Raw genomic sequence first — 22,438 nt, 5'->3', positions numbered from 1 at the left:
ACTTTTTAAGTCATATAAATTAAATAACCAATTTTCAAAAGCAATAAACACTACTTATAATAAGACATATTATTTTTTTGACCAAAATAATAAGATCTCAAGCCTCCCGCTTTAATCGGAGGAACTGAGGTCGTTCGCGAAGCGTTCCCGGAGGGAGCAGGGATGCTGAATTCGATTCAGCATATTCAATCGACCTGTTGATAACTGATAACTGAAATGACAAAATTCTGCAAAAAGGAGTTGGTTGATGGATGTCAACAATCGTAAAATTGCCCTCGCTCGAGATAATCTCGGGACGAACGATCGCAAGATTGTCTCTAAATTCTTTACAGATTTGGATGGTTTCAAAGAGTTTTTTGAGTATCAAGGGAAGGAAATAATACAACTCAGTCCCGGTGCTCTTCAAGCTGAGTTTTTATCAATTCAGGTAGGTGACTTATATTTTGTATACAATCAAGCGAACCAAGGCGTTCAATTTTCAGGTGAGGGACAAAAAGAATACATATCTTTTGCGATACTTTGGTCTGAGAAGGAAAAAGAATATTACTCTTTTCGTCACGCTGTCGAGCCTCAAAGGACTATTTTTGGTTTCAATAATCGGGAAGCAGACGAAATATTTCCTCAAGGTGTAACGCTGACACACATTATCATACCCGTTACAACTTTTGATACTTATGCCAATCGACTACAACGCTACGATCTAAACGATCGCTTCCGGAGTAAAAATCATGTGAATTTGCTCCCAACGGGGATGCAAGAAATTAAAGATTACTTGCAACAACTGATTTGGTTAGCAGTATACAAACCGATTTGGTTACATCAACCTCATATTGAAAAACTCGTTGCCGATGATTTCCTGCCTTTGTTAATTAGTCAAATTCCGATTAAGCGGAATTCCAAGGCTTTTCTCAAATCTTCTCGACGATCTCAATTAATTGTCCGAGCAGAACAAAAAATGTTAGCCTACTTAGACAAACCTCTAACTTTAAAACAGCTTGCTGAAGATTTAGAGTCGAGCAGTTCTGCATTATCTTATGGTTTTCAAGACTTATTTGGCTTGAGTCCCATGCGCTATCTCAAAGTACGACGATTGAATGCAGTGCGACAATGTTTGAAGGCAAGTGAACCCGAAAACTGCACGATCGCCATCCTCGCCAGTCAATTTGGATTCTACCATCCCAATCATTTTACTAAAGATTATAAAACTATGTTTGGGGAATTACCTTCAGAGACGTTGCAAAACACGGCAAAAGTTAACTCAAACCCTGATAAATATAATATCGAAGTCAAAAGCCAAAAATGGCTAGCAGATCGCTGTATGCTATAAAGATTGATGGTATCGAGACAAAAGACTGATATGAATCAAATGAAAATTGCAACATGGAATGTGAATTCAATTCGCACTCGTCAAGCGATCGTGAAAAATTGGTTGCAAACGCATTCTATCGATGTGCTGTGCTTACAAGAAACGAAGGTTATTGATGCAGATTTTCCCCGAGAACCTTTTGCGTCTCTCGGCTATCATCTCTACATCTCGGGACAAAAGGCTTATAACGGCGTTGCTCTGTTGAGTAAAATGCCTTTAGAAGACGTAAAAATAGGTTTTGCTGAAGTTGTCGGCGCAGAAATTACCGGAGAGTTTGACGAACAAAAGCGGGTCATTTCTGGAGTTTTTGAGGATGTCAGAATTGTTAATCTTTATGTTCCTAATGGGTCGGCGGTGGGGAGCGAGAAATATGATTATAAGTTGCGTTGGTTGCAAGTATTACGAGAATATTTGCAAATCTTGAGGGATAAAGGCGATCGCGAACTTTGTGTTTGCGGCGATTTTAATGTTGCGTTAGAAGACCGGGATATTTATAAGCCCAAGGGGAAAAACAAGCATATTATGGCTTCTCCTGCCGAACGTCAAGCTTTACAGGATGTTTTAAGTGTGGGTTTAACGGATGTCTTCCGCCAATTCACAGAAGATACGGGGCATTATAGCTGGTGGGATTATCGTCGCGGCGGTTTTGCTAATAATCGCGGTTGGCGTATTGACCATCATTATCTCACTTCTGGGTTATGCGATCGCGCGAAGAGTTGCGTTATTGATATCGAACCTCGGAAGTTAGAGAAACCGAGCGATCATGCCCCTGTTATTGTGGAAATTGCTTGAATTAGGAGCGGGTTGTTCGGTGCGATCGCTTGTTGTTTGGGTTGGATTTTGGAAGTGCGATCGCCTTCCTTTCTTACCCTTTATTCTCCGTCATTTCGTCGAATCAAGTAACGAATTTCTTCGAGTAAAATATTAAATCGTTTGTCGCTTTCGGCTTGACGTTGTTTACCGAGTTCTATTTCTTTTTTCGCTAATTCTATTTCTTCTTTCACAGATTCCATATCTCGTTGACTTTGAGCCGCGACTTGTAATAAGGCTTGTGCGGTTACTCTCAAACCATCAATACTATCTTTGACTTCACTAACGCTCGAAGTTAGCTCATCTACTCTTGATGCTAACCCGTCCAGCATTTCATCTGTCCAACGTTGTACGGTCATTTGTCTTTTTCCTTTGCTGCTGTTCTGTAATTCTATTGTATCAGATCGTGAGTGCGATCGCCTTCCTTTCTTACCCTTTATTCTCCTTCATTTCGTCGAATCAAGTAGCGAATTTCTTCGAGTAAAACATTAAATCGTTCGTCACTTTCGGCTTGACGTTGTTTTCCTAATTCTATTTCTTTTTTCACTAACTCCATTTCTTCTTTGGTTAACTTCATTTCTTCTTTCATTAGTTCCATATCTCGTTGACTTTGAGCCGCGACTTGTAACAAGGCTTGTGCGGTTACTCTCAAGCCATCAATGCTATCTTTGACTTCACTGATACTATCTTTGACTTCACTAACGCTCGAAGTTAGCTCGTTTACTCTTGATGCTAACCCGTCCAGCATTTCATCTGTCCAACGTTGTACGGTCATTTGTCTTTTTCCTGTGTTACTGTACTGTAATTCTATTGTATCAGATTGGGAGTGCGATCGCGTTACTTTTTAAGATTATATTTTCCTATTTTAGATGCCTTTCTATTCTATGAAAAATCATCTACATCCTACTGAATCTGCAACAACCCATCCAGAATCTCCGAAAGCAGTAGAAACATAAATCCATTGAAAATTATTTGCTATTGCCTGTTTTTGAGAATCGACTTCAAGATTTACTCCAACTTCCAAAAATTCGCTGCTTTTAGAATCAAAACTAGGAAATTCATAGAGGTTTGTTTCTCGAACAATTTCGCATTGATTCAGTGGTATAGTATTAAAGCGTGTACTTGGAAAAAATGTTTGTGGAAGAGATGTTTGTGGAAGAGATGCTTGTGGAAAAAGTGTTTGTGGTTGAGTAACAATAATTGGAGGACACAATTTAAGTTCACTCTTCTCGACATAACCAAAAAATTTACCTTGTATATCGGAAACTGCAATTAACCGTTGTCCTATTCTAGAATTTTCTAAAAGATAAACTATATCATTTTTGTTTAAAAAAAAGCCTGTTATAGCTCTAATACTATTTGCACTGTAAAGAGGAGTTTCTCGTTTTACAGAGCGACAGTCTCCTTGTCTACCCAACATAAATAATCCTGAAACTTCAGTTGAATTTTGGTCGGGAGGAGACAAGGAATCTTGAGTTGTTTCATTGGGATTTTGTACAGGAGTTTCTGAGACAATAATAGAATTAGGAGATGAAATTGTTTCATTATTTTCTTCATTAGTATCAGTTAATTCAGAATTCTGAGAAGAAGATTCAGAATTACCAAGGACATTAGAACTTACAGAATCTTTATTCTCATTGGGTTGTAGTAGCTCAGAAATAGATTTTTTTGGAAGTTCGAGATTATTATAAAAGTCAGGACTTTGAGGTAAAGATTCAAGACTATCAGGAAGAGTGAAATTCAAAGAATCTCTATTTTCATTAGGTTTTGGTAATTCAGGAACAGGTATATTTGGAAGTTCAAAATTATCAGGAAATATAGAAACATCAGGAATAGTAGGATTTGAAAATTCTCTATTTTCACTAGATTGTGGTAACTCAGGAATAGGTGTTTTTGTAAGTTCAAAATTATCAGGAAAACTAGGGCTTTTAAGAGAAGTCTTAGGTGATTTTTTTAGGTTTTCTGTAGGAGTTTGAGATTGAATTGAAAATATTTGATTGTATATCAATAATCCACATCCTCCAATCAAAACAAGAGCAATTAAAATCAAAAAATCGAGTGAAATCAACGGTTTTTCAATATATTTTTGCATTTCTTCTGTCTCTGCATACCGAGGAATTAAACAATTAACTCCAGAAATTTTAACAAGATTATTGCTTTTACCCAGTTTTCCAAAATAGTTCAATGCTGTTTTAGTATTTCCGCGAACTAAATCGACCATTCCTCGTGAATAATTTAGTAACTGCTCGCATTCTGAAAGAGGATTTTTGAGAGTTTCGACAATCTCAGCAATACGAATAATATCTTCTCGATTCTTTTCATCTTGATAAGTCTGGGATAATTCTAAAGCCAATTCTCTTGCTGCCTTTTCCGGTTGAGAATAGGCTAAACCCGTCCAGCGTTGTGCTTGACCAAAATCTCGCCGATCGCGATCGCTACTTTTCGTCAAAGGATCTGCATAAGCCAACAAAAAACGAGATAGTTCTTGAATTCGTTTCTCCTGAAAATTCTCTTCTGCTTGTAGTCTATCTAACAATAGATTCCGTATTTCTGCATCCATCTCATACAGTTCTTCTCCCACCTCCTCGCACAAACCCGACAGCAAAAAGTCATTCACCGCAACCCAAGGAATATCTAATACTTCTCCTCTGGTATCAAAACGAAAATTTGCCCACAGACATTGCAATAAATCGGGAGTTAATGCCAAAGGAAAAGCCGCATGATAGGCAAAGAAAAGATGAGTTTTGCCAAAACGCCGCTCAAAGATTTGAATTCGTTTCTCGATGGGTTTATGATGAGTATCGAGTTTCATCGGCTTGCAAAAATAAAATAGATAGATAGGTTAATATAGAATCAGAGAATTTTGAGGATACTGGACAATGCTACTGAAAGACTCAATTTTAGCAAATGTGGAACAACTGCCGATCGCATTGCAAGAAGAAGTGCTACATTATTCAGAATATTTGCTGAGTCGCCACCGTAAGGAAAAGTTGCCAGTCGGACAAAAAAAACGAGGAGGTTTAGGGCTTCTCAAAGGTAAAATCTGGATGGCAGATGATTTTGACGCGCCCTTGGAAGAGATGAAAGAGTATATGTAACCCGATACTAACAACATGACACAATTACTGCTAGATACTCATATTTTCATCTGGTACTTAACAGACGATCCTAAACTCGGTTCCGCACTTTCAAATCATTTGGAGAATCCAGAAAATGAGCTTTTTATTAGCATTGCCAGTCTTTGGGAGATTGCAATAAAAATTAATGTTGGCAAACTAAATTTAGGATGTCCTTTTGCGGAACTTTTCTGGTTTAGCGATCGCGTTGGCATTACGCTATTATCGGTAACTCAATCGGATTTAGAGTCTTATCTCAGTTTGCCCCTTCATCATCGCGATCCTTTCGATCGCATGATTATCACTCAAGCAATCAATCGATCGCTAACAGTCGTCAGTCGAGATACAATGTTTGCTGCTTATTCCGTAAATCGGTTGTGGGAATAAAGGAATTTCCCTTGCTGTTACCGCGATCGTCCTCGCAACGCATCGATCGCACTTTGAAACCCCAGACGATCGAACTCAAACATCGGTACAATTTGGGCAATTTCCTCGGCTGTCGTCCCCAACCAGCGATCGCGAGGCATAGGATTCAACCAAACCAGATAACGCACCTGTTGCTTTAATTCTCGTAAAAAAGTTGCCGTAAGCTGCACTCGTTTTTCATTATACCCGCCCCTCGCCGCCCCGCCATCACTGACGATCAGCGCTACCGTCCATTGAGAACAGTTTTTAAAAACCGATGCGATCGCTTCAAAATCTTGATGATAGGGGTCGCGATAAAGATATTTTACCGGACAATTGTGGAAATAATAGGTCTCCAATTTACCCAAACGACCTGCATGTAATGCCGTTTCAACCAGTCGAGTACACAGAGAATCAAATGCAACCATCGAGCCTTCGCGATCGACCAATAATAACAGTTCAACGCGATTCGTGCGACGCGGAATTAAAACCGGCTCTAATAAGAATCCATCGCAACCAATTTGATTCGCTGTTGCGGTAATATCTAACTCAATTTTACGACCTTCTCGCACCGAAGAGCGTAAATAGCGCCAACTTTGTTTCATTTGTCGTTGCGTCAAAGGATAAGAAGTCGTCGAGAAGAAATAATGCTTTTGAGTATTGGTTTTCTCGCGATTAAATGTGCGTTCCATCGTTTGAGCAATTTGAATTTCATCCTCTACTGTTTGAGTCAGTATCTTGGATAAAGTTTCTGAAGTTTGCACCTTTATCAAGGAATCCAGAGGCGAAGAATTTGTTTCTTTATCTTGGCCGAGTTTTTGCACGATCCAACCTACGATCGCCCAACTTCCTCCTAAAATCGACAGCGAAATGAGTCCTAAAATGAGCCAATCTGGACGAACCGTATTATTTGGGTTGTCTTGTTCTATATTGGGGATTTCTCCTTGAGGAATTTCAATGGGGTTTCCGTTTAATTCGCTTGGCTCTACATTTCCCAAGAATCTCGAAATTCTATTTTGTACAGAAGGATTAAATAACAATAATATAATCCCTGCGATCGCCAGTCCGCCTGAAATCCAAGGAAGTAGCGATCGCTTTTTCTTCACCTGCTGAGAATTTCTGCGATCGCCTTTCTTTTCAACCTGCAAAAAGATCGCAGGTGGTGTCACTACTTCATCATTCATCACCTGCTCAAAATGATAAGCAAAAATACCCCTCTCTTCCTCAGATTTAACCCAAATCAGGCAGCAAAGACGAAATAATGCAGCGCGATCGGGAAAACCAAAACCCCGTTGTAATGCTTTTAAAACTAACTCATATTCCCCAATTCCCAAGGGCAAACCTGCCTCTTGCAAGCGCGTAAACAATTCTAATAAGGGTAACGCTTCCACTGAATTCGTCTCAGTTTTCTGTTCGTTTTTTCTTCTCTTATTTCTTATTGTCTTGGCCAACTACTTCTTAACTCAAAAAAGGGTCTACAGGAGCGCACAGATTCCCACTCTGTTAGGATATCATTGTCAAGTCAATAAGTCAAGCAAAAAATGAACGATTTCAGAACATTTTCTTAGGAATTTCACCAATTAAATAAATATTGTCATCTGACTCAATTTAATCCCGCTTAATCTCGTTGTAAATAACGGCGATGTTGCTCCCAACTTTTCAACAATACTTGATGATAAGGTAGCTTTCCCTCCAACTGCGATAAAATGTCGTCAACAGATTTAACTTGGGATTCTCGTGCCAAAACGCGAACCCAATCAATTAACTCGCTGGTACTGACCTTTTTACCGACACTGCGATCCTTCTCCATTTCTTGCCGTAACACCCAAAAACGAGAAACGGCTTGAGTAATTAGTATCTCCGATACATCCTGAAAACGAGCATTAATAATCTCGACCAAGCGATCGCGATCGGGAAACTCTACATAATGAAACAAGCAACGCCGCAAAAACGCATCGGGTAAATCTTTTTCATCATTGCTGGTAATAATCACCAACGGAGAAACCCGATGGCGAATTGTGTCCCCTGTCTCCTCTATTTTAAACTCACCCTGTTCCAACTCCGTCAACAGATCGTTAGGAAAATCAATATCAGCTTTATCGATCTCGTCAATTAAAACGACTGTCTTGACTTCATTGTAAAAAGCTCGCCCGAGTTGTCCCAAACGGACATAAGTTTTCGGATCGGAGATCCGAGAAACATCTTCAGATTTAATTAAATTCGCTGCCACCAATTGAGCATCCCGCAAGCGTCCCACGGTATCGTAAACATATAACCCATCCTGCGCCCGACTGGTCGATTTAACATTCCATGCCTCATAGGGTAAACTTAACTCATAAGCCACCGCCTTTGCCAGCCTTGTTTTACCGCATCCCGGTTCTCCCTTTAACAAAAGCGGACGTTGTAAATAAAGCGCTAAATTAACTGCTTCCACTAATTCCAGACTGGGAAGATAGGGATAAATCAACTGTCCATTTGTATCCCATTCTTTCGCTTTTGGCTGTACCGTTCCTGTATAATTGTATTGAAGATTCAAAGTTTCCACCATCGTTCGACTTCCTCGTACCAATTAAACCCGAAACGAGCGCAAATTTCCACCAGTACATATTCTGGAATACCATCATCGCTATTTTTTAAAATAGCTTTCACAGTCTCATCAAAATCGTGAGTCAATTCAATGGGTAACTCTTTATCTTTTTCCATCATCCATTGAGTTAAAGTCTCATCGGTAAATTGGCTAATTTTTTTAGGTTTAATCGGATTATAAGGGCGATCGGGATCTATATTTTCTGAAAACATGCTATCTAAATTACCAATTTTTCCGTCATAATCGACCAAAAACATTAATAATTTATATTCGCTTGTTTCCGAACTCATTTTTCTCGCTTTCTTTGCCAAAGGAATCCAGAAATCTCGAATTAATCGCCGTAAAGAATCTGTTTTCATATAGTCTACATCATGGAAAATCAACAACACATTTTGAGTTTGCCACCAACGATAGACTCTTTCCGCAATTTCCTCTGGTGAAAAAGATATTCCTCGCAAACCACAGCGCCTGCCTAATTCACGCCATAATGCTTGTACATTTGTGCCTCTTGCTTTCCGACTCAAATTAATTTTAATCACTTTTCCCGTTATGGTTTCAGGAAGATGATTTTCAACTAAACGATTGAGTAACCAGCGCTGTCCGTGGTCAATAGAGCCATGAATTAAAAAAGCTGAAATCGACTGTCTTTTTATAACTTGGAAGAATTTTATTTCCTGTTCTTGATAACCTAATTTAGAAAGAATATCATAGAGTTTTTCGCTATCAATAAATTTCCAAATACGCTCCAATTCTGCGATCGCGATCGCAATCCCTTTTTTATCCCCCTTCCTATGGCTAACAACCCCCAAAACATTCCCTGTTATTTCATCCACCACCGGAGAACCACTATACCCCGATTCTAGGGAATAATCGTCAGTAATTTGTAAATCCCATGCTTGCGTTGCCATCCCCGATCGCTTAAATTGTTGGATTCCGACGCGATCGCCCAAAACCCCTGCAAGAGAGCGAATAATAATCTGATTATTGCTAAACTTTTGAAAACCCGCCGTTTCAAAACAACGCCCTTTTTGCCCAGTGTTTTCTAACGGTAACGCAAATTTTCCCCATAATCCTTCAACTCTTAAAACCGCTAAATCTAAATCCTGTTTTTCGCCCGAGGCGATAACTTTTGCGGGAAGTTCCTTGTTATAATTAATCGCAACAGACTCCTCTCCTCCCACATCTCGCACCACATGAGCGCAAGTGAGAATATAGGACGTGCCACTGTTTTCATGAATCACAAAACCAGTGCCAAATTTTTTGTTATTGGGTTGCGTGCTAACAATTGAAACAATTGAATCTTGAAGATCGCGATCGAGCAACATTATTTTGCCTGTTCTTTTAACGATTTGCTGGTTTTTTGGGTTTCAGAATCATTTTTACTGTTAAATTTGCACCTGCTTTTGATTTGGTAATATAGAGATTGCCCTCGCTTTCAAAACTCAAACCAATTTCGACCTCTACTCCTTCTACCTCCATCTCTGTATTTAACTCTTTCATGGCACTCGCAACGGGTTTACAGGTTTTAACAATGAGTGTTTTAGCACGCTCTAGAGTAGACTGTACTTTATCCACAAAATTCGTCCCTCCCGAAATTTCCTCCGTTTGTTCTCCCGGTATTTCCACCTCCACTAAAATATCATCTTCCTCGAGTTGAATGAGTTTGCTAGCCATTGCGTGTTTCTCGTTAAAAGTAGTTGAACTCTAAAACGATATAAGATTCGATCGCAATTTGACAAGGAAACTAGAATTCCAGACAATCTCTATCTCAAGTAGCCCTTCAGTTTCTATTTCCTGAAGTCAAGTCAAGACATCGCGATCGCATCTTTTAGCAACAAGGGCTATCGGCCATCAAGTATACTGGTTACGACCGGCCATAACTCCCCCGTCCACATCCCAGATTGCACCGGTCACCCAAGCAGCTTTATCAGAGAGTAAAAAGGCGATCGCTTCGGCAACATCTCCAGGAGTCCCGACGCGACCGAGGGGATGAAAGTTGTTAAAGCCCTGTAAAGCAGAATGTACTTGGTCTTTAGCGATAAAGCCCTCATAAATCGGCGTTTCCACGACGGCTGGAGATACGGCATTGACGCGAATATTTTTCTCGGCCAGTTCCATTGCCAAATGTTGGGTTAAGGAGTGCAAACCCGCTTTAGCCATAGAATAAGCTGAGGAAGGAGTCGCTTGCACTGCTTGCTTAGCCCACATGGAACCGACGTTAACTATCGCTCCCTTTTGTCCGTGCTTGACCATTGCTTTAGCGATCGCTTGGGTAATGAAAAATGTGGCTTTATTGAGTTCCATATAGAGATCGTAGTCGGTTTCGGTTTGTTCTAAAAATGATTTAGGTAAGAATACCCCCGCCGCGTTGACCAATAAAGTTGCATCGGTATGATTGCGATCGAGGCGAGAAATTAAGGCTTCTCGGTCTTGGCGATCGCTAATGTTGGCGCGTTCTCCAAAAACTCGACCGTATTGACTCAGTTCGGAAACGGCAGCCTCTAATTTTTCGGCACGGTTGCCAATCAGTACCGCAGAGCCGCCACGTTCTAGGATAAGTTGAGCCGATGCTTTCCCTATCCCGCTACTTCCGCCGACAACAATCAGTTTTTGACCTACAAATTCTTGGGACATGATAAACCTCTCTATTGATTAATAATGGCGATCGATTAAATTCTTTGTTCATTTACCTATTAGTAGGTAGATGAACGGGTAAAAAAATTACCTTAAGGAAAACTTGGCAGCAAGCAAAGGATAAACCAGTTGTTCAAAGGCAGCATTACTATCCTGTGCCGATCGCGCCAGCAATTGTGCGCCTTGTAACAGGGCAATTAGACCTTTGGCTTCTTGCTCGCTGGAAGGAGAGCACTGCCAGATTTTAGCGTCACAGCCCTGCTGAAGCAAGGTCGCCAGCCAAGTCTCTGTTTGTTGGAAAAAGATACGAATTTCATCCTGCACGGATTGAGGCAAAACTGTAAAGTCAGCCGCTAACATGGCACACAGACAAATTTGATTTTGCTGCAAGCCATCTTGGTAGAGCTGGGCAAATTGTCTCAATTGCTGAGGGGGACTTGCGGTGGATTGGGCAATGCGATCGCATTTACGAGCCATGCCTTCTCGGTATTGTTGCACCAGTTTCCTCACTAATTCATCTTTCGAGGGAAAGTGGTAGTGAATGCTGGCTTTGCGAATTCCCACTCTCTCGGCAATGTCGGCGTAACTGAAAGCACTGTAACCTCGGTTTCGCACGATGTCTTGCGCGACATCCAGAATGTTTTGAGCGGTATTTTTTTCCATACCCTTATTATCTACCATCTAGTAGGTAGATGTCAAGAGCATGGGCAAAATTATTTTAGGTTAAATGCGATCGCCCTTTTGGAGGTCAAGGAAGCAGCCTTAAGATTGCGAACGGCGCTTGCTGGCAATAAAACCGAAAGCGATCGCACCCAAACCCAAAATCAGACTCGGTTCGGGAACAGAAAGATCGACTTCTCCTTTCACAGCCACGCCATCATTGCCGCATTCTAAAATAATGTGAGCCATAAAGTCATTCATTCCTGCCGGTAAAACGCCTTCAAGAGAAGATTTTTCAATTTCAAAGCCAAAGACATCGGATCCCACGGCATTAAAATTCTCGAAATCTAAACCATACTGGCCTTTTAAGGCGGCAAAATCAAGCATAGCAATATCAGCGATTTTCGTTCCCGATTTCATCCCACTTAAAAACGGTGTATTGTGGTTCGCGGGATTTTGGGCGACGGTCTCCCCATAAAAATACTCGTAAGCAGCCTCCTTCGTCGGTAAATCGGTGCCGTAGGTGTTCGGTCGCTCGAAACCAGCGTTATAGTATTGTTTCAGGCTGCCATAATAGCCACTGTGGTTAATATTCGCAAAGTCGTTAATATCGCCGACAATGACATCTTTATATAAGCCCGCGTTTAAATCCGTGTCATTGGGCGCAAATTTAATCCCTAATAGGCTTGATGCCTTAGTCATGCCTTCCCCGGGGAAATTAAGAATTAAATCTCCGTGAGTAAACTTTCTGTTGCTTTCTTCGTCATAATCTAAACCCCCACTCAACGCAAAGATAACTTTATCAGAAGTTTCGGTGAAGGCCAGTCCTTTATATTCATAAGCACTGCCCCCAGAACCATCCTCGAAACTATCAATACCATAGTTCCAAGTAAATCCATTATGCGTGTGGAGTTGTCCTCCCCGTGCGGGAGTGGCGATCGCGCAGGTTATCCCCACTGCTATAAGAGCGATCGCGATCGGTTTGATGACTTGCACGATCTTCATCATTTTTCCCTCCTCCTCGGCCGCGAATTTCAAGAGGCCGGATCTCAAGCAATTTGTTCCTCACATCCTTCGATCTAATTTAATCCTAACATTCGGCAGTTGATTTTTAGCGTAATTTATGGTAAAGAGAATTTTATTTTTGTAAAGATTATTCGCAAAAAAAAGGAAGGGCTAATTTTTAGCCCTTCACTGTATTGACCGTTCATTTCAGACTGTGCGATCGCACTGAATTGAATCGCTAAGGAAAAAACTAAGCCGACTGACGGCGCTTGCGAGCCAAGAAAGCCAATCCAACAGCACTCAAACCCAATAACGCTGAAGGCTCGGGGACGACTTCATCATTATCATCTGGCATATCGAAAGTACCGGCTAAAGCAACACCATCATTCGCGCACTCGAGGAAGACATGAGCCATAAAATCGCTAATTCCTCCCGGGAGAATTCCTTCTAAAGCAGATTTGTCTAAGGAAAAACCAAAGGTGTAATCTTTGTTTCCCGTATAAGTATCAGTTGCGAGGAACGGATCGAACTCTAATCCTTGAGCCGCAAGTTCGGCTTCAGTTAATTGAGTAATACTCGCGACTTTCGTTCCTTCTTCAACAACATTAAGAATGCGCTTATCCGTGCCAAAGTAGTCCGTTACCTCTGCTTTAGAACCCAGATCCGTTCCCATTGCCTTACCTTGAGCATCTCCTTTGTTCAAATAGTTATTGTAGTGATTCATGTCTCTGTAACCCAAATTATCTGTAGTAATGCTTTTGAGGGAGTCTACAGAATAAAGACCATATTCACCACCTTGGTCGTTGGGGGCAAACTTAATGGCTAAGAGGCTCTCCTTATATTCGTCTTTGACATCATAAACGTGATCGGCTCCTGGATTATCATAATCGATCAGGTCGGTAAAATCGGTGGCACTTCCATCAGCTTCAGTGCTGAAGTTAAAGAACATATCCCCCCAGCCTACTTTGCTGCCACCGGCTGAAGAATTATAATGACCATCCAAATCTGTTCCTCCCGTTAAACCAATGAAAATCTTATCCTCCGTTTCCTTAATGGCAAAACCTCGAATATTGTATTTTTCACCCCCAGAACCATCATGGGATGCACCTTGATCGCTAAACGCATCAATGCCGTAATTCCAACCGTTGTGCATTTGTCCCGCGTTTGCTGGGGTCGCGATCGCAAGTCCCAGAGTCGCGATCGCGCCACCAACCAAAGTTGCCATTTTAAAATTTTTCATAACCCTTTGCCTTTCCTTGAGTTGATTGTGTACTGGTTTAGAGAGTGACAAGCACTGTTCTGAAAATGCAACCTGAGAACTTCTCAATTAACTTTAAACAATAAGATTAGGAAAACATCAACCTAACACTTCGTTTAATCCTGCACTCGGAAGTCTTATCCAGACAGCCCTTCAATGACTAATCTATTGCTTCTTCTCAAGAATAACATTAGATTTTGCTGGGTTTCATCAAGATATGATTTAGATCGAACGATTTTCTGTAAAGATTGTGCAAAATTTTAGGGTTGGTAGAAAAACTCCCTGTTTCTGTAGAAAATCATTCTTTTTTTGACCTATCCCACGATCTCTATTTTGTCATCAGACAAATAACCATAATGAAGAACCACCTCAAGCAGTTCTTCATATAACTTAAAGATACTTAATAGTAACCTTTGCATCATTACTTTACGTGGGAAGTGCGATCGCAATTGTGATTTCCCTTGCACTTCAAAAAGGCCAAGCCTATAACGCTCAAACCCAATAAAGTAGAGGGTTCTGGTACAGTTTCTCCTTCCGAAGGAACTTCCTCAGTCGGGATATTGATTCCCCCTTGAATGGCAACTCCATCGCCATATTCCATCGCAACATGAGCAACCAAGTCTGCCAAACCATTCGGCAAAAGTCCTGCAAATAAAGACTTATCGATCGCAATGCCAAAAATATCCTCATCAGCCGCACTAAAATACTCGAAATCTAATCCCAAATTCGTTAAAGCAGCTTCATCCAGCATAGATACATCGCCAATTTTTGTTCCAGACTGAATGCCATTGAACAGTGGCGTATTGTGAAGTGTGGAAGTATTCATATTGACGGAGTTAAAGTAATCGTAAACATCATCGGGGTGATACAGATCCGCACCGAAGGAATTAAGCGCTAAGTTATTGGCAGAATAGTAAGCCTTTAAACTATTCCAACGAGAACCTGCCAACCTTCCAGCCACAACATCTTTGTACAAACCTAAGGCTAAATTCGTATCGCTTTTAGGAGCAAACTTAACTGCAAAGAGCTTATCGCCACCATTAGCAGTATGGAACTTTTCTCCGGAAAAGTTTAAGAATAAGTCTCCGTGAGTTGTATTGTAGATACTACTTTCCTCGTCATAACCGAGATCGGAACTTAATGCGAAAATATATCGATCGTTGGTTTCCGTTAAGGCCATGCCTTTATAATTCAAGGTTCTACGATCGTAACCATCTTTGATGCTATCAATACTATAGTTCCATTCAAGATCGAAGCCCGCTTTTGTGTGAAGTGTTCCTGCATTTGCAGGGGTGGCGATCGCAGTAGTCACTCCCAAGATTGCGATCGCGCCACCGATTATAGTTTTAGATAATCTTTTCAACATGAATCTTTCCCTCTATCTGAAATTTTTGCAAAAATAAACGCGATTTCTTTCCCTTTCATTCACGGTATCACTGTGAATAAAGATTGAGATTAAAGAAGTTGTATAAATGTTTCTCGCTTCTATAAAGTTTGTGTGAAGTTTGCATGCGATCGTATTAGGTTTTTATGGCTTTGGAGCTTGATTATTTTTATTCTGTTGCTAAAAATACTTGTTTTTTCTGTAATTTCCCGGAGAAATAAGATTTACTTTATGAAGATAAAAAAAAATGCGTAAGTGATTCGAGTTGAGTTCGGCAAAAATTATTTTTATTATTCTTTAAAGCGAGCCATTAAATGGAGGAAAACCACAATTTTTTCAGTCTTGAGAAAGATACGCCAAGGGACTGCACCGATAGAATGAGCAACAGGGAAATCCTTGCGAGATACTATTTTGAGTTTGGCGATCCCTTCGTATTTTGAAAAAATGGGTAGGATTGGGATGGTAAAATTAGGAGTTAAACCTCCCAAGATTCACTGAATGACCTCCCTAACCATTCCTTCTCAACTCCAAAATTTTCCCCTCACGGCAGTTGTCGGGCAAGATGCGATCAAGTTGGCGTTATTATTAGCCGCCGTCGATCCCGGACTGGGAGGGGTGGTTATTGCTGGTCGTCGAGGAACGGCTAAATCGGTTATGGCGCGGGCAATTCACGCCCTTCTGCCTCCGATCGAAGTGGTGGAGGGATCTTATTACAATGCCGCCCCCGAGGAAGAAGCGGGAGAAACCGCGATCGTTTCCGCCCCATTCGTACAAATTCCCTTGGGGGTAACAGAAGACCGCTTATTAGGGTCGGTGGATGTGGAAGAGTCGGTGAAGCAAGGAGAGCCTATTTTTCAGCCCGGACTGTTGGCGAAGGCACACCGAGGCGTTCTCTATATTGATGAAATTAACCTCCTCGATGACCAAATTAGCAACCAACTTTTGACGGTTTTAACGGAGGGCAAAAATCGTATCGAACGAGAAGGGATTAGTATCGAACATCCTTGTCAACCGATTTTAATTGCCACTTATAATCCTGAAGAAGGGGCATTGCGGGAACATTTGCGCGATCGCATTGCCATTAGTTTGTCGGCGGATGGGGTTTTGGCGTTAGATAGTCGGGTGGAAGCAGTAGAAAGGGCGATCGCTTATGCGGGTTCTCCTCAAGCATTTATCGCCCAGTACGATGAGGAAATTGAGAATATTAAAACTAATATTTTATTGGCCAGAGAGTATTTAAAAGAGGTTGAATTAACGGACGAACAGATTGCATATTTAGTGCAAGAAGCCGTTCGCGGCGGCGTACAAGGACATCGGGCGGAACTCTTTGCCCTGCGAGTGGCTAAGGCGGCGGCGGCTTTGGAAGGACGGGAAGAAGTGACCCCGGAAGAGCTGCGCCGGGCGGTAGAATTAGTTATCGTGCCGCGATCGTCGTTTATGCCGCCACCAGAAGACGAACAACAAGCACCGCCCCCTCCTCCGCCTCCCCAACAGGAGAATCAAGGGGAAGAGGAAGACGAGGAAGAAAAAGAAGATGAAGAGAAGGAAGACGAAGAACAACAAGAACCCCCACAAATTCCCGAGGAGTTTGTTTTCGATCCGGAAGGGGTAATTCTCGATCCGAGTGTCTTGTACTTCGCACAGATGGCTCAACGACAGGGAAATACGGGGGCGAGGAGTATGATTTTTTCTGACGATCGCGGACGCTATATTAAACCCATGTTACCGAAAGGAAAGGTGACGCGGGTGGCTGTCGATGCGACTTTACGGGCGGCGGCACCCTATCAAAAACTGCGACGGTTGCGCCATCCTAACCGTAAGGTAATTGTTGAACGAGGAGACTTGCGATCGAAGCGGTTGGCACGAAAAGCGGGGGCATTGATCGTGTTTGTGGTGGATGCCTCGGGATCGATGGCGTTAAACCGAATGCAGTCGGCAAAAGGGGCGGTGATGCGTCTGTTAACAGAGGCGTATGAAAATCGAGATCAAGTGTGTTTGATACCTTTTCGAGGAGAAAAGGCAGATGTTTTGTTACCGCCAACGCGATCGATTACTTTAGCGAAAGGACGTTTAGAAAAATTACCTTGTGGTGGTGGATCGCCGTTGGCACACGGGTTATCTCAAGCGGTTCATGTGGGGATGAATGCCAAGATGTCGGGAGATATCGGTCAAGTGGTGATTGTTGCTATTACCGATGGACGAGGGAATATTCCTTTGGCGCGATCGCTGGGAGAAACGCTACCGGAAGGCGAAAAACCGGACATCAAAGGGGAACTTTTAAACATTGCCGGGCGCATTCGCAGTATTGGTTTTAAATTGTTAGTGATTGATACGGAAAGTAAGTTTGTTTCCACAGGGTTTGGGAAAGAATTAGCGAAGAATGCTGGGGGAAAATACTATCAGTTACCCAAGGCGACGGATAGTGCGATCGCAATGATGGCTAAGGGGGCAATTTCCGAGCTAAAGTAGAGATGCAATACATTTGTTTGTCTTTGAGGGAATTTTCCGGATACCGGGGGGTCTCATTTTGGGATTCCCTTTTCAAGTAGGGTCAAATGTAGATATAGCGAGGGTTTGACTCCATTTTTACCCGGCAAGGGGTATCCGGAAACGCTGAATGCTTTATTGAGCAAGGGTTTAGCGCGATTTTTTCTGGAGGGTCTTGCGCGATCGATGGCTGAAATGCTACATTGAGCCTCGGTATACGGAACTGAACCTTGAAAACTAAATACAGCAAAGGTTTCAACACCGGGCAGTTTCAATAAACGTTAATCCCTATGAGGGATTGAAACTCGCGGCCGCGGGGACAATCGCGGGGATACTTCAGTTTCAATAAACGTTAATCCCTATGAGGGATTGAAACCCGATTTCATCCTAGCACAAGGCTTGGATGATTTGCAAGGTTTCAATAAACGTTAATCCCTATGAGGGATTGAAACTTGGAATATCCAATTTTTGAATATTCCTTCTGACCCGTTTCAATAAACGTTAATCCCTATGAGGGATTGAAACCTGTCCTAGATAAAAAGACTCAAAGAGTAGGATTTCAGTTTCAATAAACGTTAATCCCTATGAGGGATTGAAACGCGATCGGTGGCTGATGAAGGGGGGAAAGTTTACCGTTTCAATAAACGTTAATCCCTATGAGGGATTGAAACGAGACAATTCTCAACTTTGCTAAAGAGATCTTTAGGTTTCAATAAACGTTAATCCCTATGAGGGATTGAAACCTGCGAGAAGGAGTTTACCATAACGAAGGTTTGTTTCAAGTTTCAATAAACGTTAATCCCTATGAGGGATTGAAACTTTTTTGACAGTATGCGGCACTTACTAACAGCAAAAAGTTTCAATAAACGTTAATCCCTATGAGGGATTGAAACTGCAGCTTCCCCAACAAAGGGAACACTTCTTGTGAAGTTTCAATAAACGTTAATCCCTATGAGGGATTGAAACTCAGTTACACGAAATTGACGAAAAAAGAAAAGGAAATGTTTCAATAAACGTTAATCCCTATGAGGGATTGAAACCCGATTGCCGCACCGCTATCGATGCCTGTTGCCTCCCAAGTTTCAATAAACGTTAATCCCTATGAGGGATTGAAACATGAGTTCGAGGCTGCTTTTAATATCCCAAATCTCCTCTAGTTTCAATAAACGTTAATCCCTATGAGGGATTGAAACTTGCGATCGCTTTTTTAACGGTGAAATGGACAAGTTTCAATAAACGTTAATCCCTATGAGGGATTGAAACTTTTCTCGGGCAATTGGGCTTAAATTGCCCAAACAAGTTTCAATAAACGTTAATCCCTATGAGGGATTGAAACGTGATTCTGGCTAAAACTTTAGAAGAATCATTGAGTTTCAATAAACGTTAATCCCTATGAGGGATTGAAACTGAGGAATACGAAGTTTATCGAAATCGTCAGAAATTAAGTTTCAATAAACGTTAATCCCTATGAGGGATTGAAACTAATGATACAACTTGCTCGTAAAGTAAATCTTCCTGTTTCAATAAACGTTAATCCCTATGAGGGATTGAAACCTTAAATCTCGATTGAGCAGCTCTAGCTCTCTTACGTTTCAATAAACGTTAATCCCTATGAGGGATTGAAACGATATGAATAAACGAACCGGGGGAAATGGCTAAAGTTTCAATAAACGTTAATCCCTATGAGGGATTGAAACCTATATTGTTGCCACTTTGGAGAGGTGAATCAATAGTTTCAATAAACGTTAATCCCTATGAGGGATTGAAACGAAAACGATCGTCCCTATTAACGAAACCGAAAGTGTTTCAAGTTTCAATAAACGTTAATCCCTATGAGGGATTGAAACAATAATCTGCTAGAAATCTGCTAGAAATCTTGTAGTTTCAATAAACGTTAATCCCTATGAGGGATTGAAACTCGGTGGATTGCGACATCGGGGAAGTGAGAGGAGGTTTCAATAAACGTTAATCCCTATGAGGGATTGAAACAAGGAAGATATGGCGATAAAGAGATCGCCGCCCTGTTTCAATAAACGTTAATCCCTATGAGGGATTGAAACACAGCCCTCTTATCACGCCCTCTTCGACTCCTCGTTTCAATAAACGTTAATCCCTATGAGGGATTGAAACGTGAATGAGGTTGAAGGCGAAATTCTACAAGATGAGTTTCAATAAACGTTAATCCCTATGAGGGATTGAAACTTAAAAGGATCGGGGACTTGGTTTGACGGACAGTTTCAATAAACGTTAATCCCTATGAGGGATTGAAACTTACGGGAACAGCTAAGAACATTCTCGAAGAATGTTTCAATAAACGTTAATCCCTATGAGGGATTGAAACCAACTCAAAAAGGCGATTCACGTAGCCATCGGAGTTTCAAGTTTCAATAAACGTTAATCCCTATGAGGGATTGAAACTTGGAGTCTAAATTAGAGTAAAAAATATTCATAAAGTTTCAATAAACGTTAATCCCTATGAGGGATTGAAACGCAAAGTTCTTCCGCCTTTTGTAATTGCTGCTTGTTTCAATAAACGTTAATCCCTATGAGGGATTGAAACTTTGTCTCCATTTGCCGCCCCCTCAGATACAGTAACGTTTCAATAAACGTTAATCCCTATGAGGGATTGAAACTGCAAAGGATTGCCGATCGCGAAAACTGGGAATCCCGCAAGTTTCAATAAACGTTAATCCCTATAAGGGATTGAAACACAACATCATTGATAGCATCAGATTTATACTCAAGTTTCAATAAACGTTAATCCCTATGAGGGATTGAAACGATCGCTTTATTGAGGACGCGGGACTCGATGATAGGAAAGTTTCAATAAACGTTAATCCCTATGAGGGATTGAAACTGTCGTAAAATGAGTGGGAGGAACTGACCAATTGTTTCAATAAACGTTAATCCCTATGAGGGATTGAAACATCTCAACTGTGATGGATATGGCAAACCCAAGGTTAGTTTCAATAAACATTAATCCCTATGAGGGATTGAAACAAAGTAAATGCTTGATTATGAAGCTCTAATATCTTGTTTCAATAAACATTAATCCCTATGAGGGATTGAAACCCATCTAACGGGACTATTGCAAAATGCTTCGAGTTTCAATAAACATTAATCCCTATGAGGGATTGAAACAAAGCCCTCGACGTGGCATGGAAAAACCCCCGGCGGGTTTCAAGTTTCAATAAACATTAATCCCTATGAGGGATTGAAACCAGTCGAGACAAGCTGCGTCCCCACAACTTACTCCATGTTTCAATAAACATTAATCCCTATGAGGGATTGAAACAGGTCAGATGCCGTCATCATAAATCAACTCATCATGTTTCAATAAACATTAATCCCTATGAGGGAGTATTATTCATTGCTAGAAAAAAGACTCAACAACAAACATAATAAAAATTGGTTAATGGGTTATCATCCCAACCAATTACCTTCACTTGTGGCGACCTATCGTCAATATTTACAGCAGTGGGATAGTAATGTAAAAATTCTGTTAGTTGAACCCGATCCTCTGCACTTTCTAGCCAAGTTTTGTGCTGCAGTCATCGAAAACTATCCTGTTTTTCTCTGCAATCCTGATTGGGGCGATCGCGAATGGGAACAAGTTTTTCAACTGGTGCAACCCAATCTCGTTTGGGGATCTTTAACGGTTTCTAGCGAGCATTTTACCGCATCTGAGGCAGTGAGAGAGATGCCCTCAGAAGCGAGAATCATGATTCCGACGGGAGGAACATCAGGAAAGATAAAATTTGCCATCCACGATTGGCGATCGCTTTCTGCCTCAGTCTATGGATTTCAGCAGTATTTTGACCAACCAGCAATCAATTCTTTTTGTCTTCTCCCCTTATATCATGTTAGTGGCTTGATGCAGTTTTTGCGATCGCTACTCACTGGAGGAAATCTTTTTATTTTCCCCTATCAATCTTTAAAACAAGGAGAGTTAGGAATTGAAAATCCGAGGGATTTCTTTATCTCTCTCGTCCCTACTCAACTACAATTTTTACTCGATTTTAATCCGCAATGGTTGTCTCGTTTTCAAACAGTTTTATTAGGCGGTGCGCCGATATGGAAAAAGTTGCGCGATCGCGCCCGTCACTATAAAATTAAACTAGCCCCAACCTATGGCATGACGGAAACGGCTTCTGGAGTGGTAACGCTGAAACCCGCAGAGTTCTTGAAGGGTAACGAAAGTAGCGGTCGAGTTTTACCCCATGGGACAGTTGAAATATTAGACGATCGCGCAACAAAATTACCTCCAAATCACATCGGTACGGTCTGCATCCAAGCAAAATCAAGTCATTGGGGCTATTATCCCCCCCCAAAAAAGTTTTTAAAAACCGCGATCGCTACGGACGATCTGGGCTATTTCGACGAGGACGGCTATTTATATCTCGTCGGGCGAAAGAGCCAAAAGATAATCACTGGTGGAGAAAATGTCTTTCCCGTGGAGGTAGAAGCGGCAATTTTAGAGACGAATTTAGTGCGAGATGTCTGCGTTGTTGGCATTCAGGATACAACGTGGGGAGAAGCGATCGCCGCCGCTTACGTTCCCAAAAATCCCGCGATCGCAGAAGATGACATTAAGCACCAATTGGCAGGAAAATTGAGCAAATTTAAACAGCCTAAACATTGGCTGGCACTCTCGGAATTACCGAGATGCGATCGCGGTAAACTCAATTATGCCCAAATCAAACAATTATTTCTGCCCCAATCTTAA

18 protein-coding genes and 1 CRISPR repeat array are annotated in these 22,438 nt (G+C 41.4%); of the genes, 6 read left to right on the top strand and 12 right to left on the bottom strand.

What is annotated here, in order from left to right; genetic code table 11:
- Window positions 1-247 precede the first annotated feature (247 nt).
- Together AC6RV6_RS03325 and xth are read left to right on the top strand one after the other, a co-directional pair.
- Window positions 248-1,327 carry a helix-turn-helix domain-containing protein gene (locus AC6RV6_RS03325; protein WP_500238895.1) on the top strand — a complete coding sequence of 360 codons (1,080 nt, stop codon included), beginning with the start codon at window positions 248-250 and terminating at the stop codon, window positions 1,325-1,327.
- A 39-nt stretch (window positions 1,328-1,366) separates the two neighbouring features.
- The gene (gene xth, locus AC6RV6_RS03320) at window positions 1,367-2,158 is read left to right on the top strand and encodes an exodeoxyribonuclease III (protein ID WP_500238894.1); all 792 of its coding nucleotides are present in this window, start codon (window positions 1,367-1,369) and stop codon (window positions 2,156-2,158) included.
- A gap of 80 nt (window positions 2,159-2,238) precedes the next feature.
- On the opposite strand, the gene AC6RV6_RS03315 is transcribed toward xth, so the two are convergent.
- The 3 genes from AC6RV6_RS03315 to AC6RV6_RS03305 all read right to left on the bottom strand — a co-directional run bounded on the left by AC6RV6_RS03315 (window position 2,239) and on the right by AC6RV6_RS03305 (window position 4,988).
- Entirely contained in the window at window positions 2,239-2,535 is a 297-nt protein-coding gene (locus AC6RV6_RS03315) for a hypothetical protein (RefSeq protein ID WP_500238893.1), read from the bottom strand.
- Between the two features lie 77 nt (window positions 2,536-2,612).
- On the bottom strand, window positions 2,613-2,951 hold the full coding sequence (locus AC6RV6_RS03310) for a hypothetical protein (RefSeq protein ID WP_500238892.1): 339 nt from the start codon (window positions 2,949-2,951) through the stop codon (window positions 2,613-2,615).
- A gap of 117 nt (window positions 2,952-3,068) precedes the next feature.
- Complete coding sequence (locus tag AC6RV6_RS03305) at window positions 3,069-4,988, bottom strand: hypothetical protein (protein WP_500238891.1); 1,920 nt, start codon at window positions 4,986-4,988, stop codon at window positions 3,069-3,071.
- A 67-nt stretch (window positions 4,989-5,055) separates the two neighbouring features.
- Between AC6RV6_RS03305 and vapB the strand changes: the two genes are divergently transcribed.
- Both vapB and AC6RV6_RS03295 read left to right on the top strand, forming a co-directional pair.
- On the top strand, window positions 5,056-5,274 hold the full coding sequence (gene vapB / locus AC6RV6_RS03300; protein WP_500238890.1) for a type II toxin-antitoxin system VapB family antitoxin: 219 nt from the start codon (window positions 5,056-5,058) through the stop codon (window positions 5,272-5,274).
- A gap of 15 nt (window positions 5,275-5,289) precedes the next feature.
- A complete protein-coding gene (locus AC6RV6_RS03295) occupies window positions 5,290-5,679 on the top strand; it encodes a type II toxin-antitoxin system VapC family toxin (RefSeq protein ID WP_500238888.1) in 390 nt (129 codons plus the stop codon).
- A gap of 17 nt (window positions 5,680-5,696) precedes the next feature.
- On the opposite strand, the gene AC6RV6_RS03290 is transcribed toward AC6RV6_RS03295, so the two are convergent.
- The 9 genes from AC6RV6_RS03290 to AC6RV6_RS03250 form a co-directional block, all read right to left on the bottom strand.
- Window positions 5,697-7,088 (bottom strand): hypothetical protein, encoded by a 1,392-nt coding sequence (locus AC6RV6_RS03290; protein ID WP_500238887.1) that lies wholly within the window; start codon window positions 7,086-7,088, stop codon window positions 5,697-5,699.
- Between the two features lie 227 nt (window positions 7,089-7,315).
- Entirely contained in the window at window positions 7,316-8,245 is a 930-nt protein-coding gene (locus AC6RV6_RS03285; protein ID WP_500238885.1) for an AAA family ATPase, read from the bottom strand.
- Complete coding sequence (locus AC6RV6_RS03280; protein ID WP_500238884.1) at window positions 8,230-9,609, bottom strand: trypsin-like peptidase domain-containing protein; 1,380 nt, start codon at window positions 9,607-9,609, stop codon at window positions 8,230-8,232. Before AC6RV6_RS03280 ends, AC6RV6_RS03285 begins: the two co-directional genes overlap by 16 nt.
- 16 nt (window positions 9,610-9,625) lie before the next feature.
- The gene (locus AC6RV6_RS03275; protein WP_500238883.1) at window positions 9,626-9,958 is read right to left on the bottom strand and encodes a CU044_2847 family protein; all 333 of its coding nucleotides are present in this window, start codon (window positions 9,956-9,958) and stop codon (window positions 9,626-9,628) included.
- A gap of 177 nt (window positions 9,959-10,135) precedes the next feature.
- A complete protein-coding gene (locus AC6RV6_RS03270; RefSeq protein WP_500238882.1) occupies window positions 10,136-10,918 on the bottom strand; it encodes an SDR family NAD(P)-dependent oxidoreductase in 783 nt (260 codons plus the stop codon).
- Window positions 10,919-11,005: 87 nt separating this feature from the next.
- The gene (locus tag AC6RV6_RS03265; RefSeq protein ID WP_500238881.1) at window positions 11,006-11,581 is read right to left on the bottom strand and encodes a TetR/AcrR family transcriptional regulator; all 576 of its coding nucleotides are present in this window, start codon (window positions 11,579-11,581) and stop codon (window positions 11,006-11,008) included.
- 99 nt (window positions 11,582-11,680) lie between these two features.
- Entirely contained in the window at window positions 11,681-12,586 is a 906-nt protein-coding gene (locus AC6RV6_RS03260; RefSeq protein ID WP_500238880.1) for a PEP-CTERM sorting domain-containing protein, read from the bottom strand.
- A gap of 247 nt (window positions 12,587-12,833) precedes the next feature.
- Window positions 12,834-13,823: a PEP-CTERM sorting domain-containing protein gene (locus AC6RV6_RS03255; RefSeq protein ID WP_500238879.1), complete on the bottom strand. Its 990-nt coding sequence runs from the start codon at window positions 13,821-13,823 to the stop codon at window positions 12,834-12,836.
- A gap of 439 nt (window positions 13,824-14,262) precedes the next feature.
- Window positions 14,263-15,207 (bottom strand): XDD3 family exosortase-dependent surface protein, encoded by a 945-nt coding sequence (locus tag AC6RV6_RS03250; RefSeq protein ID WP_500238878.1) that lies wholly within the window; start codon window positions 15,205-15,207, stop codon window positions 14,263-14,265.
- Window positions 15,208-15,723: 516 nt separating this feature from the next.
- On the opposite strand from AC6RV6_RS03250, the gene bchD reads away from it, so the two are divergent.
- Window positions 15,724-17,694 carry a magnesium chelatase ATPase subunit D gene (bchD, locus tag AC6RV6_RS03245; protein WP_500238877.1) on the top strand — a complete coding sequence of 657 codons (1,971 nt, stop codon included), beginning with the start codon at window positions 15,724-15,726 and terminating at the stop codon, window positions 17,692-17,694.
- A gap of 286 nt (window positions 17,695-17,980) precedes the next feature.
- A CRISPR array of direct repeats spans window positions 17,981-21,079; the repeat unit is 37 nt; unit sequence GTTTCAATAAACGTTAATCCCTATGAGGGATTGAAAC.
- 3 nt (window positions 21,080-21,082) lie between these two features.
- The gene (locus AC6RV6_RS03240) at window positions 21,083-22,438 is read left to right on the top strand and encodes a 2-succinylbenzoate--CoA ligase (RefSeq protein WP_500238876.1); all 1,356 of its coding nucleotides are present in this window, start codon (window positions 21,083-21,085) and stop codon (window positions 22,436-22,438) included.

The sequence above is a fragment of the Spirulina sp. LEGE 11439 genome (genome assembly GCF_059821285.1).
The sequence above is the reverse complement of the archived record's forward strand: the minus strand, read 5'-3'. Positions and strand labels throughout refer to the sequence as shown.